The organism is Streptomyces sp. 1222.5 (assembly GCF_900105245.1).
GTDB classification, from domain to species: Bacteria; Actinomycetota; Actinomycetes; order Streptomycetales; family Streptomycetaceae; genus Streptomyces; species Streptomyces albidocamelliae.
Genome location: NZ_FNSZ01000001.1, coordinates 3308949 through 3325662 on the forward strand (window position 1 = coordinate 3308949; position 16714 = coordinate 3325662).

Here is a 16714-nt window from a genome sequence, read left to right on the forward strand (position 1 = left end):
GTGCGCGTGTCCGGCGCGCGGCCGGGCCCGCCGCGCTACGCGGTGAGCCAGTCCCGCAGGCGCTCCTCGCCCGCCAGGATCTTCCCGGTGGCCACGCGCTCGTCACGCTTGTGGGCCAGGTGCGGATTGCCCGGTCCGTAGTTCACCGCGGGGATGCCGAGCGCGGAGAAGCGTGAGACGTCCGTCCAGCCGTACTTCGGCTGCGGGGTGCCGCCGACCGCCTCGATGAAGGCCGCCGCGGCCGGGTGGGAGAGGCCGGGCAGCGCGCCGCCGCTGTGGTCGTCGACGACGAACTCCTCGACGCCGCAGTCCGCGAACACCTCGCGGACGTGGGCGATCGCCTCCTCCTCGGTGCGGTCGGGGGCGTAGCGGAAGTTGACCGTGACCACGCACTCGTCGGGGATGACGTTGCCGGCGACGCCGCCGCCGATACCCACCGCGTTCAGCCCCTCGCGGTACTCCAGGCCGTCGATGACCGGGTAGCGGGGCTCGTAGGAGGCCAGCCTGGCCAGGATGGGGGCCGCCGCGTGGATGGCGTTGGAGCCCATCCAGCCGCGCGCCGAGTGGGCCCGCTCGCCCGTGGTCCGCAGCAGCACCCGCAGGGTGCCCTGGCAGCCGCCCTCGACCTCGCCGTCGGAGGGCTCCAGCAGGACCGCGAAGTCGCCGGCCAGCCACTCCGGGTGCGCCTCGGCCACGTGCTTGAGGCCGTTGAGGTCCGCGGCGACCTCCTCGTTGTCGTAGAAGACGAACGTGAGGTCGCGGTTGGGGGCCGGGACCGTGGCCGCGATGCGCAGCTGCACCGCCACGCCCGCCTTCATGTCGCAGGTGCCGCAGCCCCACAACACGCCGTCCTCGTCGAGGCGGGAGGGCACGTTGTCCGCGATCGGGACGGTGTCGATGTGGCCGGCCAGGATCACGCGCTCGGCGCGGCCCAGGTGGGTGCGGGCGATCACGTTGTTGCCGTGGCGGTCGACCGTGAGGTGCGGAAGGGCGCGCAGGGCGGTCTCGATCGCGTCCGCGAGCGGCTTCTCGGTACCGCTCTCGGAGCGGAAGTCCACGAGCTGCGCGGTGAGCCGGGCGGCGTCGAGCGAGAGGTCAAGCGAGGTGTCGGCCATGGTCCCGACCCTAGCGCGCCACCCCCGCGGTCCCGCCCGCCGCGCTTTTCGGACCCACGGCCGGGCCCCCGGGGGGCTCCAGTACCTTGTACGCGTGCCAGAGCCGTCTCCCACCCGTCCCAAGCGTCGCGGCCGCCTCCTGCGTTCCCTGGCGGCCCTGTTGGTCCTGTGCGGCGTCGTCGCCTACCTCGTGGTGCAGTACGTCACCGGGGGCGGCGCGGCGCGCGGCTGCACCGTGGTGTCGGCGTCCGGTGACGGGGCGTCGTACGAGTTCACTCCGGAGCAGGCGATGAACGCGGCGACGATCGCCGCGGTCGGCACCGGGCGCGGGATGCCCCGGCGGGCGGTGACGATCGCCCTCGCGACCGCTCTGCAGGAGTCGGAGCTGCGCAACGTCGAGCACGGCGACCGGGATTCGCTGGGTCTGTTCCAGCAGCGCCCCTCGCAGGGCTGGGGCACCGAGGGGCAGATCATGGACCCCACCTACGCGGCGGGCATCTTCTACGCGCACCTGGCGAAGGTGCCGGACTACACGGGCCTGCCGCTGACGGTGGCCGCGCAGCGGGTGCAGCGCAGCGGCTACCCGGAGGCGTACGCGAAGCACGAGCCGGACGCCACGCTGCTCGCGGCGGCGCTGACCGGGCAGGCCGCGGCCACACTGACCTGCGACGGGCGCCCGGAGCGCACGGCCGAGGCGACCGGTCCGGACGCGGTACGGGCCGCGCTGGTACGGGACTTCGGACGGGACGCGCTCCAGGAGACCGGTGCGGTGGTGGGCGGTACGCCCGTGCCGTCGCCGTCCCCCTCGCCGAGTGTGACCGCGACCGCGCACGGGCGGACGGTGACGGTTCCGGTGGCCGAGGGCACACGGGCCGACGCCGCCGGGCGCGGCGAGCGGCAGCGGGGCTGGCAGCTGGCGCAGTGGGCGGTCGCCAACTCCTCGGCGCTGCACATCGAGCGGGTGTCGTACGCGGGGCGGGAGTGGACCGCCGGCCTGCACGGCGACGAGTGGCGGACGGTGCGGCCGGGCGGCACGTCCGGCGCGGAGAAGTCCCTGGGGGCGGTCCGGATCGTCACCGGACAGTAGTGCGGTGCCTCACCCCTCGGGGTTGTGCGGGTCCGGTCGGCCGAGCGTTTCGCGTGGGTGGCGGTCCGGGTTCCGCAGCCCTTGGGAATCCAGGGCCGGAAGGATTCTGCGAGCTGTCCGGCGGATCTTGTTTGCCCGTTTTTATCCACACCTGATAATGCGATGCGTTATCCATTCTTTACCTGGGGCGTCCGCAACCTTCGCGGACTTCGAGCGGTAGTCACGGCGTCCGAGCGCGGAGACGAGCCCGGACACAGACCGTTCTCTCCCGTCGAATGGAGCATCATGTCCCTCCCTCTGACCCGCCGGATCGCCCGTGCCGCGCTGCTCGTCGCAGCGGGAGCGGCAGCCGGGGTCGGTGCGGCCGGCTCCGCCGGTGCGGCCACGAACCTGCCGGCGGCCACCCCGAACCTGGGCGGCCTGACGGCCCTGGACGGGGCGCACGTGGGCAACACCGTCGATGGTGTCGCGCAGAACGCCTCCTCCCTCGTGGGCGACCCGGGCGGCAAGGCCGTCAAGCAGGCCGTGCCGGCCGCCCGCAAGACCGGCGGCGGTGCCGTGAAGAAGACGGCGCCCGCGGCGCAGAAGGCCGCGGGGGGTGTCCTCGGGGACGCCGCCGCCGGTGCGACGAAGGGCGGCCTGCCGACGGACGCGCTGACCAAGGGCGGCCTGCCGACGTCGTCCCTGCCGACGTCGTCCCTGCCGACGAAGGGTCTCCCGCTGGGCGGCTGACTCCCACCGCACGACCGCCGACGGGCCCGGAGTTCCCTCCGGGCCCGTCGGCCTTGGTCCGTGTGTACGCCGGCGGCGGCGCGGGGTGTCACAGGCGGGCGGCTGCCGCCCGGATCCGTTCGTCCGTCGCCGTGAGGGCCACGCGGACGAAGTTCCGGCCCGCCTCGCCGTAGAAGTCGCCGGGGGCCACGAGGATGCCCAGGCCGGCCAGGTGGGCGACGGTGTCCCAGCAGGACTCGTCGCGGGTGGCCCACAGGTAGAGGCTGGCCTCGCTGTGCTCGATGCGGAAGCCGTGACCGAGCAGCGCGGTCCGCAGGGCCTCCCGGCGGGCCGCGTAGCGCTCGCGCTGGACACGGACGTGTTCGTCGTCTCCGAGGGCCGCCACCACGGCCGCCTGGGTCGGCGCTGAGGTCATCATGCCGCCGTGCTTGCGGATCTCCAGCAGGGGGCCGAGGACGGCCGGGTCGCCGGCGACGAAGGCCGCGCGGTAGCCCGCCAGGTTGGAGCGCTTGGAGAGGGAGTGGACGGCGACGATGCCGTCGTAGGAGCCGCCGTTCACGTCCGGGTGCAGGACCGAGATGGGGTCGGCCTCCCAGCCCAGCTCCAGGTAGCACTCGTCGGAGACGAGCAGCACGCCGTGCTCGCGGGCCCAGGCCACGATGCCGGTCAGGTCCTCCTTGGAGAGGACCTTGCCCGTGGGGTTGGACGGGGAGTTCAGCCAGAGGAGCTTCAGGCCCGCCGGGTCCAGCTCGCGCGGGTCGTCGTAGACCTCGTAGCCGGCCCGGGCCAGCCGGGCGCCGACCTCGTAGGTCGGGTAGGCGAGGCGCGGGTAGGCCACCTTGTCGCCGGGGCCGAGGCCCAGCTGGGTCGGCAGCCAGGCCACCAGTTCCTTGGAGCCGACGACCGGCAGGACGTGCCGGTGGGTGACGTCACGGGCGCCCAGCCGGCGCTCCAGCCAGCCGGTGATCGCGTCGCGCAGCGCGGGGGTGCCCCACACGGTCGGGTAGCCCGGGGAGTCGGCCGCGTCGATCAGGGCCTTCTGGATCAGCTCGGGCACCGGGTCGACCGGGGTGCCGACGGAGAGGTCGACGATGCCCTCGGGGTGGGCCGCGGCGGTCTTCTTGTACGGCTCCAGCTTGTCCCAGGGGAACGCGGGAAGGCGGTCGGAGACTGCGGACACGGTCAGTGGCTCACTTTCGTCTGGTGCGGCGAAAACGCCTCGGTCCCGTACGGCGGCGATCCGGGCGATCGGGCCGTACGGGACCGAGGCGGCGCGAAGTGGCGTGCCGCTTTGCGCCTAAACGGTCACTCGCCCTGCGGCGGCAGCGCGGCGATGAAGGGGTGGTCGCGCTCGATCAGCCCCAGCTTGCTGGCACCGCCGGGAGAGCCCAGCTCGTCGAAGAACTCGACGTTCGCCTTGTAGTAGTCCTTCCACTCCTCCGGAGTGTCGTCCTCGTAGAAGATCGCCTCGACCGGGCAGACCGGTTCACAGGCACCACAGTCGACGCATTCGTCCGGGTGGATGTACAAGGACCGCTGGCCCTCGTAGATGCAGTCGACCGGGCACTCCTCGATGCACGCCTTGTCCTTGACGTCGACACAAGGCTGCGCGATGACGTAGGTCACGCTGTCGTTCCTCCTCGATAGGGCGCTGGCGGGCCTCCTCAGGCTCCGCCGCCTGGCGCGCGGGAGCGCGGCGTCGTCGATGCCCGCCCCTAGTATCTCCGTTCCGGAGCATGATCCGAACAGGAGGGGTGAACTGACCAGTGGAAATCTCGGCGGCAGGACGTCTGGAAGTCCGCATCACCCCCGATGACGTGGGAAAACGGGTGTCGGTCCGGTGCCGATACGAACACGGCTCGGCACAGGAGAAGTTCACCGACACGGTCGGTGTTCTCACATCATGGGATGATGGCGTGCTCATGATCACGCGCCGGGACGGGGAAAGCGTCCGGATCCCGGAATCGACGCTGGTCGCGGGCAAGGTCGTGCCGGCCGCCCCGGCGCGGCGCCGCGGGCCCGCCGCGACCTACGCCGAGCTGGCGCACGTCGCCTCCCGAGCCTGGCGGCCGGTGGAGAGCGAGCGGCTCGGCGAGTGGGAGCTGAGAGCAGCCGCCGGATTCACCAGACGGGCCAACAGCGTGCTGCCGCTCGGTGATCCCGGGCTTCCGCTCGACGCGGCCCTGGAGGCCGTACGACGCTGGTACGGCGAGCGTGGCCTGCCCGCCTACGTGCAGACCGCCACCGGAGCCGAGGGCACGCAGGAACTGCTGTGCGCGGAGCTGGAGCGGCGCGGCTGGGTGCGGGAGGTGACCGCCGAGCTGTGGACCGGTGCACTGCCGCCGGTCGCGGACCGGGCCGAGGGCGCGGGTGTGGTCCTGTCCCGGGAGGCGGACGAGGCGTGGCTCGCCCGGTACCGGCGCAAAGGGGTGAGCGAGGTGGCTCTGCGGGTGCTCGGCGGCGGGCCGTCGGTGTGGTTCGCGACCGTGCCCGGCGCCGCGGGCGAGGCTCCGGCGGCGATCGGGCGGTGCGTCGTGGACGGCCGGTGGGCCGGGTTCGCGGCGGTCGAGGTGGATCCCGGCCGGCGGCGGGAGGGGCTCGCCACCGAGGTGATGGCCGCGCTGGCGCGGCGCGCGCTGGACGAGGGAGCGTCGGCGGGCTGGCTCCAGGTCGAGACGGACAACGACGGCGCCCGGGCGCTCTACGCCGCCCTGGGCTTCGCGAAGCACCACGCGTACCACCACTACCGGGCGCCCGGCGGGCATGACGCTCCAGCGCCGGCGGAGGCCGGCCCGCGGGGGGACACGGCGTCCGGTCCCGGACGGTCGTAGGAAGCGCCGTGGAAGGGCAAGAGCCAGTCATGGGTCACCCGTATCTGCCGCCCCCGTACCCGCCCCCGCCGGAGCGGTCCGCCGAGCTGCGGCAGCGGTTCGCCGAGGAGGCCCGTTCGGAGCGGCCGGACCTGTCGGGGCTGTGCCTGCTGATCGGCGCGGAGGCGGACGGCTCGCTGGCCGAGAGGGGCATGGACGAGGCACAGCTGGAGCTGGACCGGCTGGCGGGCGCGCTGCCGTACCGCCCGGGCGGGCCCCGGGCGTGGGCGGAGGCCGTACGGCGGCTGCTCGGCACGGACCACGGCTTCCACGGGACCCCGGCCGACTACCAGCGGCTGGAGTCCTCGCTGCTGCACGAGGTGCTGCGGCGGCGGCGCGGGCTGCCGATCCTGCTGTCGGTGGTGTGGATGGAGGTCGCCCGCCGCGCGGGGGCCCCGGTGTACGGCGTCGCGCTGCCGGGGCACTTCGTGGTGGGCTTCGGCCCGGCGGAGGAGCAGGTGCTGGCCGACCCGTTCGACGGGGGGCGGCTGCTGACCGGGGCCGACGCCGAGCTGCTCGTCGCCGGAGCCACCGGTGCGCCGCTGGACGCCTCGATGCTGGAGCCGGCGGCGTCCCTGGAGGTCGTCCAGCGCATCCTGAACAACATCCGGGCGTGGGCGGCGGCCCGGCCCGAGCGGTCCGATGTGGCGCTGCGGGCCGTGGAGCTGGCCCTGCTGATCCCCTCCCATCCGGCCCGGCTGCGCTACGAACGCGGGCAGCTCCTGGTGCAGCGCGGCGAGTTCACCGCGGGCGCGGCGGAGCTGGACACCTATGCCGAGCTGATCGAGGTCGTCGACGAACCGGCCGCCCGCAAGGTGCGGCAGCAGGCGCACACCGCCCGGGCGATGCTCAACTGAGCCTCACAGCCAGCCCTTCTCCCGTGCCGTCCGCACCGCCTCGGCCCGGTTGCGCACCGCCAGTTTCTGGATGGCGGTGGAGAGGTAGTTGCGGACCGTGCCCTGGGAGAGATGCAGGATGCCCGCCAGTTCCGCGTTGGTGGCGCCGTCGGCCGCCGCACGGAGCACCTCGCGCTCGCGTTCGGTGAGCGGGTTGGCGCCCTCGGCGAGCGCGGCCGCGGCGAGCGTGGGGTCGATGACCCGCTCGCCGGACAGCACCTTGCGGATCGCCTCGGCGAGCTGGGCGGCCGGGGCGTCCTTCACGAGGAAGGCATCGGCGCCCGCCTCCATGGCGGTGCGCAGATAGCCGGGCCGGCCGAACGTGGTGAGGACGACGAGCTTGACCGCCGGGTGCTCGCGGTGCACCCGGGCCGCCGCCTCGATGCCGGTGCAGCCCGGCATCTCGATGTCGAGCAGCGCCACGTCCACGTCGTGCGCGGCGACGGCCGCGAGCACCTCGTCCCCGCGCGCGACCTGGGCGACGACCTCGATGTCGTCCTCCAGCCCGAGCAGGGCGGCCAGCGCCTCGCGGACCATCGACTGGTCCTCGGCCAGCAGGACCTTGATCGTGCTCGTCATGCCCCGGATCCTACGTCCCCCGAAGGGGGCGTGGGCACGCGGGCGACCAGCCGGAACCCGTGCCTGACCCGGCCCGCCTCCAGGGTGCCGCCGGCCTTCTCCAGACGCTCCGTCAGTCCGGTCAGGCCGTTGCCGGGGCCCCCGCCGGAGCCACCGGATCCGTTGTCCTCGACGACGAGTTCCAGGACCGGGCCGTCCAGGGTCTGGCGGTGCGCGAGCCGGATCAGGCAGCGGTCGGCGCCGCTGTGCCGGACCACGTTGGTGACCGCCTCGCGCAGCGACCAGGCGAGCGCGGACTCGGTCTCCTCGGGGACACCGGCCGTCTCGGGTTCGGCGGGCACTTCGGCGGTGACGCCGGCCGCGGTCAGGGCGACGTGGGCACCGGCGAGTTCGGCGGCGAGGCGGGGGCGCCGGTAGCCGGTGACGGCCTCCCGGACGTCCACCAGGGCCTGGCGGCTGACCTGTTCGATGTCCGCGACCTGCTGGGCGGCCTTGTCGGGATGGTCGGGCAGCATACGGCCGGCCAGTTCGCTCTTCAGCGTGATCAGCGACAGGGAGTGGCCGAGCAGGTCGTGCAGGTCGCGGGCGAGCCGCAGTCGCTCCTCGTTGGCGGCCAGCTGCGCGACGGTCGCCCGGGCCTTGCGCAACTCCACGGTGGTGCGAACCAGTTGCCCGACGCCGACCATCGCGAAGCCGATGAGCAGCACGAGGAGCAGTTCGACGTCCACCTCCCTCACGCCCCAGCGCAGCCCGGTCAGGTAACTGACCGCGGCCGTCGCCGGGATCGCCCAGTAGGCGGCCCGCACCGGCAGGGTCGCGCCGCAGGCGACCGAGACGTAGACGAAAAGCCCGAGCCAGGGGGTGCCGAGGGAGGCGGCCAGCGCGGGGGCGAGGACGACGAGGACCGCGAGCAGGGAGACGACGGTCCTCGGTGCGAAGGGCCGGCCCATGTTGCGGAAGACCAGCGACAGGTAGGTGGCGACGAAGAGGGTGAGGCCGGCCGCGCCGGCCACGGTGGCGCCCGTCGTGTGGTGGCCGCCCGCCAGGTCCTGGACGGGGTTGCCGAGGAAGATCAGCCAGACGCCGATCCACAGCAGCTTGACCATCAGCTCGCGGCGGTTGCGGGGACCCTGGCCGATCCGCACCTGGGTGTCCGGCCGGCTCTCACCGGTCCGCGGGTCTTCCGTCATGGTGCTCACGCCTTCAGCGTGTCCTTCCGGTACAGCCAGGCCGCGCCGCCCGCGAAGAGGACGAAGTAGACGGCGAGGATCGCGACGTCCGTCACGCTCGGGGCCTGGCTCTGTTCGATCGACCGCCCCAGTGCAGCGTACGCGTGCGTGGGCAGCCACTTCGCGATGTCCTGGAGGATCCGCGGGAAGGTGGTGGACGGCATCCACAGACCGCCGAGGATGGACAGACCGAAGTAGATGATCATCGTGATCGGTCGGACCGCGTCCCCGGAGGCCACGTACCCGATGGCCACGCCGAGCGCGGCGAAGACCAGGCTGCCGGCCCAGACGACCCCGGTGAGGGCGAGCCACTGCCAGGCGTCCAGGTGGACGTGCTTGATCGCGGCGGCGGCGAGGAAGACCACGACGACCGACGGCAGGCTCACCACGGCGGCGCTGGCGATCTTGGCGAGGACGTAGCCGCGTCCGGGCAGCGGGGTCAGCCGCAGCTGCCGTACCCAGCCGTTCTCGCGCTCCTTGGCGATGCGCTCGCTGTTGCCCATGAGGACGGCGGTCAGGGCGCCGAAGGAGGCCATGGAGACCATCAGGTAGGTGGCGACGGTCAGGCCCGTGCCGTCGATCCGGTCCTCGGAGCCGGCGCTGCTGGAGAAGATCAGGAACAGGAACGAGGGGTAGAGCACCGAGAAGAACAGGAACTTCTTGTTGCGCAGGGCGCGGGCCAGTTCCAGCTTGATGAGCGCGTTCATGACTGCTTGGCCTCCTCGGCCTCCGTGATGGCGACGAAGGCCTGCTCCAGACCGAGGCCGGCGACTTCGAGGTTGCGGGGGTAGACACCGAGGCCGTACAGGGCGTGGACGGTGGCGTCGGCGTCGGAGGACTGGATGCGCACGGTCTGACCGGACACGTCGATCGAGGTGAGGAAGGGCAGGGCGCGCAGGGCCGCCTCGTCGGGTGCGCCCTCCAGGTCGAAGGCGATCCGCCGGGCGCCCGCCCTGGCCTTGATCTCGGCGGCCGTGCCGTCGGCGAGGAGCCGGCCGCGGTGCAGCACCAGGACCCGGTCGGCGATGGCGTCGGCCTCTTCGAGGTAGTGGGTGGCGAAGAGGACCGTACGGCCCTGGTCGGCCTGCTCGCGCATGGTGGCCCAGAAGGCCTGGCGGGCGGAGACGTCCATGCCGGTGGTCGGCTCGTCCAGGAGGATCAGGTCGCTGTCCCCCGCGGTGGCGAGGGCGAAGCGGACGCGCTGCGCCTGGCCGCCGGAGAGCTTGTCGACCTTGCGGTCGGCGATCTGGGTGACGCCGGCCCGGGCGAGCACGTCGGACACCGGGTACGGCCGCGGGTGGAGGGAGCAGGCCAGCTTCACCATCTCGGCGACGGTGACCTCGTCCATCAGTCCGCCGCTCTGCAGCATGGCGCCGACCCGGCCGGCGACGATCGCCTCGCGCGGGCTGGTGCCGAACACGCTCACCGTCCCGGAGTCGGGCTGCTTGAGCCCGAGGAGCAGGTCGAGCGTGGTGGACTTGCCGGCCCCGTTCGGGCCGAGGAGCGCGACGGTCTCGCCGGGGTTCAGCCGGAGCGAGAGCCCGTCGACGGCCCGGACGCTGCCGTATGTCTTGGTCACCTGGTCGAACCCGACCACCGGGGTGGTCGTGGCCGGTGCCGCTGTCGTCGTCATGCCGTCCATGCTGGCCGAACGGCCCGGGGCCCGGCAGTGTCGGCGGTCCTGACCGCCGGATGACAGATGTCATGCCGGCCGGGTGACGGGACGCGGCAAGGGGGGCGCGCCATGGACGCCCCCCTTGTGCGGCGGGCTAGTTCGGGTCGGTCTCGATGACCGCGACCCGGTTCGTCCTGCTGGTGAGTGCCTGACGCAGGGCGAGGTAGACGTCGTTCGGTGTCACGGGCGTCTTCTTGCCGTTGCCGCGGGCGATCAGGACCCCGTCGAAGGTCTGGCCGTACAGCTGCTGAAGGGCCTTCAGATCGGGCTTGTCGACCAGTTTGCCGTTGACGGCCGTGACCCTGAGGAACTTCCACAGCGAGTTCTCGGGGCTCAGCGGGACCGAGTGCGCCGCGTCCGTCTGCACGGTCACCTTGCCGGACATCGCCGGGTTCGCGAAGTCCTTCATCATCCGGTCGACCTCGGCGTTCGAGACCGTCGGCTGCCGGGTGGTCGTCGGCACGGTGACCGGGGTGGGCGTGCCCGTCTCCACCAGCGTGCGGTAGGCCCGTTCGACCGCTGGCCCGGACCGGGCCGCGTCGACGGCCTTGCCCGCCTTGCCGTAGACGGCCACGGCCTTGCCCGACTGGAACTTGACGGTGCCGTCGGTGACCGAACCCGCGCCCGAACCGCCGCCGGCCTGCTGGAGGGCGGCCTGCAGCTTCTCCTCATCCACCGGCATGACCGGCTCGACCACGCGCTTCTGCCCGAACAGGGAGCCGACGACGTTGACGGGGTTGTAGTCGCTCTTCGCGGCCTCGCTCACCGTGGCCTGGTAGTCGAACTGCAGACCGGCGTTCTCCGGCGTGAGGGTGACCGTCCGGCCGCCGACGGCGAGCTTCAGCGGCTTGTTCACCCGGCTGCCGAACGCGTCGTCGAGCTTCTTGACCGCGTCGTCGCGGGTGCCGCCGCCGATGTCGACGCCGAGCACGGTGGTGCCCTTGGGCACGTCCGTGCGGTTCATCAGCAGTCCGGCGCCGTAGGCGCCGCCCGCAAGGACCACCACGACGGCGCCGAGCAGCACCAGCTTGCTGCGGCCCTTCTTCTTCGGCTTCGGCGGCGCCTTGGGGGCGGCGGCCGGCCCCGACGCGGACGGCGTGCGCGGCGCCGGGCCGTCGGGGTGCGCGGCGGAACCGAACGGCGGGGTGCCGGGGCCGGGGACGACCGGGATGCCGCTGGTGACGGTGTGTCCGGAGACGTTGTCGGCGACCGGCGCGCGGTAGCCGGGGCCGGTCGGTTCGGGGGCCGGCTTCTGCGGGGTGAGGATCGCGGTGTCGTCGCTCAGTCCGCCGCCGGGACCGCGGCCGGCGGGACCGGCGCCCGGAGCGCCGGGACCGCTGAGGTCGGCGATGTCGGCGAGGGCGCTGCGCGCCGGCGGGGTGTTCCGCCCGCCGGGACCGCCGTAGCCGCCCGTGCCGGGCGGACCGGCGGGGCCGTCGAAGGGCTCGCCCCGCTCCATGCCGAAGGGGCCGACCGGCGGCGGCAGAAGGGTGCCGTCCCCGGTGACCGGGCCGCCGGTGGGGCCGGCCGGTCCGCTGTAGCCGCTGGGACCGCCGGGACCGCCGTGCCTGTTACCGCCGTTCGCTCCGGCACCGCCGAAGCCGTCCTGGCCGTGGGTGCCGGTGCCGTCGAGGGCGTCGCCGCCGTTCTCCGCGAAGTACGGCAGGTTGTCACGGCGCGGTTCGCCGGCGCCGCTCGCACCGGGGCGGGGAGCGCCGCCGCGGGAGCCCGCGGCCAGTGCCTCGGTCACGTCGAAGGAACCGGTGCCACCGCCGTGTCCCGGGGCGACCGGACCGCCGGTGGCGCCGGGCAGGCCCTTGCCGTTCGTGGCGCCGGGACGCGGGGCGCCCGGCACGCTCATGGAGCCGACGACACCGCCGGGACGGCCGCCGCTCGGGCGCGCGCCGGTGGTACCGGCCGCGCCGGACGCTCCGGGACCACCCGGACGGGCCCCCGGCGCGCCGGGGGCGGCCGGGGCCGCGGGCGCGGCGGCGGAACCGCCGGGCGTCCCGGCCCCGTTCGTGCCGCCGCCGGCCGGACCAGTCTTGCCGGCGGAGGACTTGCGGGGCGCGAACCAGTCGCTGGTCTTCTCCTCGCCCCCGGCCGGGGCCGGGGACGCGGGCTCGGCGGGGGCCTCGGCGGCGCGGGGTGCCGGCCGCTCGGCCGCGGGCCGCGGCTCGGCGGCGGGTGCTTCCTCCACGGCGCTGTCGGCGTCCCCGACGGGCTTGCGTACGACGACCGGCGGGATGGGCCGCGAACCGGGGATGTTGATCCGGATCCGCGTCGTCAGCGTCGTCTCGGTCTTCTTCTCCTCCGACCGCGCGCCGGAACGGCCCGTGTCCGTACCGTCGTCGGAAGCCATGGGGGTCCCGTACGGCGGCGTGCCGGAGGGGTATGCGGCTCCACCGTGCCCGTTGGGCCCGGGGGACGGAGTGTCAGTTTCACGACTCAAGGCAGGTTCTCCCAGTTGGCTCCACCGCCCGTTTCGACCTCACTGCTCTGAGGTCCCCCCGACTCGCGCCAGGTCGAGAGCTTGGGGGAGGCTCGGCGGCGCGCACCACCATACTGGCCGCTTCTGGCGCTTATCCCATGACCGCCGAGGAAACTCACACCGGACTCGCACGCGCGCCGTACGGCGAAGTGGTACGTCACTTGCCAAGTCGGGCGGAGCCGCCGCCGGGTTGCCGTCCGGCACCGAAGGTGGCACAGATCACAGCGACGGCCATGCCGCCGAGCAGGAAGAGATAGGAACCGGCTCCCGCGCCGAAGAAGAAGTCGCCTTCGGGACGGGCGGTGGTGAGCAGGATGACGGCGACGATCCAGCCCGCCGCGGGCGCCACCGCCCCGCCCCGCCCGCCGGTGGCGTAGGACCCGCCGAGGAAGGCGCCGGCCGCGCCCGCGAGGGCGAGCAGCAGGCCGCCCGGGAACCAGCCGCCCTGGACCAGGGTTCCGGCGAACGCGACGACCGCGCCCAGCAGGAACAGGCCGACGTAGGCGACGGCCCGTCCGGCGGAGGGCGCTCGCAGGGGCTGGGTGAGCAGCGAGCCCGGTGCGCCCTTGCTCATGACGCCTCCTCGAGGCCGCCGAACAGGTCGGTCCCCGCGCCCTGCGCCGGACCGCGCACCAACTCGTAGTACTCGGTGGTGAACAGCGGCTGGGCGAGTTCGTTGGAGAGCGCGAAGTACGGCTCCGCCACCTCGATCTGGGTGGCGTGGGCACGCATCGCGGCGGCCTTGGCGGAGGCGTGGGCGCCGCCGTCGATCGTGGTGGTGATCCGCTCGTCGTCCACCACACCCGGCACGTCGTCCACGGACGCGCTCTTGTCGAACGGCAGTGCGGACAGCTCGTCCTGGAGGCGGCCGAAGGCGGCCTCGGCGACGGACCGCGGGACGCGGTTCCAGTAGACCCGGTCGACGCGGTGGCCGCGCTCGGCCGCCAGGTCGACGGCGCGCATGGCGACGCGGTGGGCCTGGATGTGGTCGGGGTGGCCGTAGCCGCCGTGGTCGTCGTAGGCGACGACGACCTGGGGGCGGACCTCCAGGATCACCTCGGCGAGCCGCCCGGCGGCCTCGTCCACGCCGGCCTGCCAGAAGCAGCCGGGGTCCTCGTTGTCGGGGATGCCCATCATCCCGGAGTCGCCGTACCGGCCGGCCCCGCCGAGCAGTCGGCCGTCCTCGACGCCCAGCGCGCGCAGGGCGGCGGCCAGCTCGCCGCGCCGGTGCGCGCCCAGTGCCGGGCCCGTCAGGTGCCGCAGCTCCGGCGGGATGACCTCGCCGCGCTCGCCGAGGGTGCAGGTGACCAGCGTCACATGGGCACCCTCGGCCGCGTACCGGGCCATGGTCGCGCCGTTGTTGATCGACTCGTCGTCCGGGTGCGCGTGCACCAGCAGCAGACGCCGGGCTGGCAGTTCCGTCATGGGACCACCCTACGAGGTCACCGCGACGGCGCCCGTCAGAATTTGATGCTGCCGATCATGCTGGCGACGTTCGTCGTCAGCTCGCTGATCGTCGGCGCGACCGTCGAGGAGGCGAGATAGAAGCCGAGCAGGACGCAGATGACCGCGTGCCCGCCCTTCAGTCCCGACTTCTTGATCAGCAGGAAGACGATGATCGCCAGCAGCACCACCGCCGAAATCGAGAGTGCCACGGCGGCTCACCTCCAATAGATCGCCAGATCCGGAACAGTCGAGCAAATCCATGCGGACGCCAGCAGGTTCATACCCACACAGCGGTAGTGATCATAACTATCCGTGCTCGCGCATCGCTCGGCGCACGGCCGCACAAGGGGGCGCATGGCCAATATGGTCGGGGTATGACGACCGAGCCTGACTCCTTCCCCCGTCGGCACGCCCGGACCCAGCGGTTCACGCTCGGCGCGCCGCGTGCGTTCACCGTGGCGCCCGACGGTTCACGTGTCGCGTTCCTGCGTTCCGGCTCCGGCACGGACCGGGCCAACTCCCTGTGGGTGCTGGACCTGCCGGAGGGCGGTGAGCGCCTCGCCGCCGACCCGGGCGCCCTGCTCGCCGGCGCCTCGGAAGAGCTCTCCGCACAGGAGCGGGCGCGCCGGGAGCGCAGCCGTGAGGGCGGTGCCGGCATCGTCGGCTACGCCACCGACGCCACCGTGGAGTTGGCGTCTTTCGCCTTGTCAGGGCGGCTTTTCGCGGCCGAGCTGCGGGCCGGCACGGCACGTGAACTCCGGGTTCTGGGGCCGGTGATCGACCCGCGTCCGGCCCCTGACGGCCGGCACATCGCGTATGTCGCGCAGGGCGCGCTGCGGGTGGTGGGCGCGCAGGGCGAGGGCGACCGGGCGCTCGCCGAGCCGGAGTCGGAGCACGTCACCTACGGCCTCGCGGAGTTCGTCGCGGCCGAGGAGATGGGGCGTTCGCGGGGCTTCTGGTGGGGTCCCGACGGGCATCGGCTGCTCGTCGCGCGGGTGGACGACACGCCGGTGCGGCAGTGGTGGATCGCGGACCCGGCCAACCCCGGAAGTGAGCCGAACCACGTCAGGTACCCCGCGGCGGGCACTCCGAACGCCGACGTACGCCTGTTCGTGCTCGGCCTCGACGGGGAGCGTACGGAGGTCGCGTGGGACCGGTCCCGCTATCCGTATCTGGCCCATGTGCACTGGTCGGAGGCGGGTGCGCCGCTGCTGCTGGTGCAGGCGAGGGACCAGCGCAGCCAGCTGTTCCTGGCGGCGGACCCGGACACCGGTGCGACCCGGATGGTGCACGCCGACGAAGATCCAACATGGCTGGAACTTTTCCCTGGAGTGCCCTGCTGGAGCCCCTCCGGGCAGCTCGTCCGGATCGCGGACGAGGGCGGCGCACGCCGTCTCGCGGTCGGGGAACGGCCGCTGACCAGCGACCAGTTGCACATTCGTGCGGTACTGGACGTGGGTGCGCACGACGTACTCGTTTCCGCCTCCGCGGGAGAGGACGCGGAGACCCCCGAGACCGGCGAGATCCACGTGTACCGGGTGAACGAGCTGGGCGTGGAGCGCGTGTCGCAGGAGCCCGGTGTCCACACGGCGGTCCGGGCCGGGGAGGTGACCGTGCTGCTGTCCGCGACCCTCGACAGGCCGGGCACCGGTGTCCAGGTGCTGCGTGACGGAAAACCGGCGGTCACTGTCCGCTCGTACGCCGAAGATCCCGGTATGTCCCCCCGAGTGACCCTCACCGAGGGGGGCGCACGCCGAATTCCGTGCGCCGTGCTTATGCCACGGGACTACCACGGAGACACTCCCCTGCCGGTGCTCCTCGACCCCTACGGCGGTCCGCACGGCCAGCGGGTCGTCGCCGCCCACAACGCCCATCTGACCTCGCAGTGGTTCGCCGACCAGGGCTTCGCGGTGATCGTCGCCGACGGCCGGGGCACCCCGGGCCGTTCACCGGCCTGGGAGAAGTCGATCCGGGACGAGGTCGCGGCCACCGTCCTGCAGGACCAGGTCGACGCCTTGCACGCCCTCGCCGACCGGTACCCGCTCGACCTGGACCGGGTGGCCGTACGGGGCTGGTCCTTCGGCGGCTACCTGGCCGCGCTCGCCGCGCTGCGCCGCCCCGACGTCTTCCACGCGGCGGTGGTCGGCGCGCCCGTCACCGACCTGCGGCTGTACGACACCCACTACCAGGAGCGCTACCTGGGCCACCCCGACGAGCAGCCGGAGGTCTACCGCCGCAACTCGCTGATCGACGACGCCGGCCTGGTCGATCCCGCCGAGCCGCACCGGCCGATGATGATCATCCACGGTCTGGCGGACGACAACGTGGTCGTCGCCCACTCCCTGCGGCTCTCCTCGGCCCTGCTGGCGGCCGGCCGGCCGCACGAGGTCCTGCCGCTGTCCGGGGTGACGCACATGACCCCGCAGGAGACGGTCGCCGAGAACCTGCTGCTGCTCCAGGTGGACTTCCTGCGGCGCGCACTGGCACTGCCGGGCACACCCGGGTGAACCACGTTTACAGGCAGGCAACTTGACGGAAGCGGTACCGATATACGGACACGGAAGGCTGTCCAGCGTACGGCCGTGCGGGTGCCG

The 16714-nt window shown here is 73.2% G+C and carries 16 protein-coding genes; 5 read left to right on the plus strand and 11 right to left on the minus strand.

All coding sequences use genetic code 11. The features are described 5' to 3' along the window. Nucleotides 1–35: 35 nt before the first annotated feature. On the minus strand, nt 36–1115 hold the full coding sequence (gene dapE / locus BLW57_RS14735) for a succinyl-diaminopimelate desuccinylase (RefSeq protein WP_093474965.1): 1080 nt from the start codon (nt 1113–1115) through the stop codon (nt 36–38). A 94-nt stretch (nt 1116–1209) separates the two neighbouring features. Between dapE and BLW57_RS14740 the strand changes: the two genes are divergently transcribed. Both BLW57_RS14740 and BLW57_RS14745 read left to right on the plus strand, forming a co-directional pair. Continuing rightward, nucleotides 1210–2202 (plus strand): VldE C-terminal domain-containing protein, encoded by a 993-nt coding sequence (locus BLW57_RS14740; RefSeq protein WP_176985587.1) that lies wholly within the window; start codon nt 1210–1212, stop codon nt 2200–2202. Between the two features lie 285 nt (nt 2203–2487). After that, a complete protein-coding gene (locus tag BLW57_RS14745; protein WP_093474968.1) occupies nt 2488–2934 on the plus strand; it encodes an ATP-binding protein in 447 nt (148 codons plus the stop codon). Nucleotides 2935–3022: 88 nt separating this feature from the next. Here the strand turns inward: BLW57_RS14745 and BLW57_RS14750 are convergent, their stop codons facing one another. Both BLW57_RS14750 and fdxA read right to left on the minus strand, forming a co-directional pair. After that, nucleotides 3023–4114 (minus strand): bifunctional succinyldiaminopimelate transaminase/glutamate-prephenate aminotransferase, encoded by a 1092-nt coding sequence (locus BLW57_RS14750; protein ID WP_093474969.1) that lies wholly within the window; start codon nt 4112–4114, stop codon nt 3023–3025. 125 nt (nt 4115–4239) lie between these two features. Beyond that, on the minus strand, nt 4240–4560 hold the full coding sequence (gene fdxA, locus BLW57_RS14755) for a ferredoxin (protein WP_018561461.1): 321 nt from the start codon (nt 4558–4560) through the stop codon (nt 4240–4242). A 140-nt stretch (nt 4561–4700) separates the two neighbouring features. Here fdxA and BLW57_RS14760 point away from each other — a divergent pair, with 140 nt between their 5' ends. Together BLW57_RS14760 and BLW57_RS14765 are read left to right on the plus strand one after the other, a co-directional pair. Then, on the plus strand, nt 4701–5765 hold the full coding sequence (locus BLW57_RS14760; RefSeq protein WP_093474971.1) for a GNAT family N-acetyltransferase: 1065 nt from the start codon (nt 4701–4703) through the stop codon (nt 5763–5765). A gap of 29 nt (nt 5766–5794) precedes the next feature. Further along, complete coding sequence (locus BLW57_RS14765) at nt 5795–6661, plus strand: transglutaminase family protein (RefSeq protein WP_093474972.1); 867 nt, start codon at nt 5795–5797, stop codon at nt 6659–6661. Nucleotides 6662–6664: 3 nt separating this feature from the next. Here BLW57_RS14765 and BLW57_RS14770 read toward each other — a convergent pair whose 3' ends face one another. From BLW57_RS14770 to BLW57_RS14805, 8 genes are all read right to left on the minus strand, one after another. Next, on the minus strand, nt 6665–7279 hold the full coding sequence (locus tag BLW57_RS14770) for a response regulator transcription factor (RefSeq protein WP_093474974.1): 615 nt from the start codon (nt 7277–7279) through the stop codon (nt 6665–6667). Next, nucleotides 7276–8469 (minus strand): sensor histidine kinase, encoded by a 1194-nt coding sequence (locus tag BLW57_RS14775; RefSeq protein ID WP_093480695.1) that lies wholly within the window; start codon nt 8467–8469, stop codon nt 7276–7278. Before BLW57_RS14775 ends, BLW57_RS14770 begins: the two co-directional genes overlap by 4 nt. 5 nt (nt 8470–8474) lie before the next feature. Beyond that, entirely contained in the window at nt 8475–9215 is a 741-nt protein-coding gene (locus tag BLW57_RS14780) for an ABC transporter permease (RefSeq protein ID WP_093474975.1), read from the minus strand. Next, on the minus strand, nt 9212–10141 hold the full coding sequence (locus BLW57_RS14785) for an ABC transporter ATP-binding protein (protein WP_176985588.1): 930 nt from the start codon (nt 10139–10141) through the stop codon (nt 9212–9214). Before BLW57_RS14785 ends, BLW57_RS14780 begins: the two co-directional genes overlap by 4 nt. 136 nt (nt 10142–10277) lie before the next feature. Beyond that, nucleotides 10278–12635 (minus strand): hypothetical protein, encoded by a 2358-nt coding sequence (locus BLW57_RS14790; protein ID WP_093474978.1) that lies wholly within the window; start codon nt 12633–12635, stop codon nt 10278–10280. Nucleotides 12636–12831: 196 nt separating this feature from the next. Next, nucleotides 12832–13248 carry a DUF6113 family protein gene (locus BLW57_RS14795; RefSeq protein WP_093474980.1) on the minus strand — a complete coding sequence of 139 codons (417 nt, stop codon included), beginning with the start codon at nt 13246–13248 and terminating at the stop codon, nt 12832–12834. Then, on the minus strand, nt 13245–14099 hold the full coding sequence (gene mshB, locus BLW57_RS14800; RefSeq protein WP_093474981.1) for an N-acetyl-1-D-myo-inositol-2-amino-2-deoxy-alpha-D-glucopyranoside deacetylase: 855 nt from the start codon (nt 14097–14099) through the stop codon (nt 13245–13247). Before mshB ends, BLW57_RS14795 begins: the two co-directional genes overlap by 4 nt. 35 nt (nt 14100–14134) lie before the next feature. Then, complete coding sequence (locus BLW57_RS14805; RefSeq protein WP_031163587.1) at nt 14135–14329, minus strand: hypothetical protein; 195 nt, start codon at nt 14327–14329, stop codon at nt 14135–14137. 165 nt (nt 14330–14494) lie between these two features. Here BLW57_RS14805 and BLW57_RS14810 point away from each other — a divergent pair, with 165 nt between their 5' ends. Then, the gene (locus BLW57_RS14810) at nt 14495–16627 is read left to right on the plus strand and encodes a S9 family peptidase (RefSeq protein WP_093474983.1); all 2133 of its coding nucleotides are present in this window, start codon (nt 14495–14497) and stop codon (nt 16625–16627) included. Nucleotides 16628–16714: the final 87 nt, after the last annotated feature.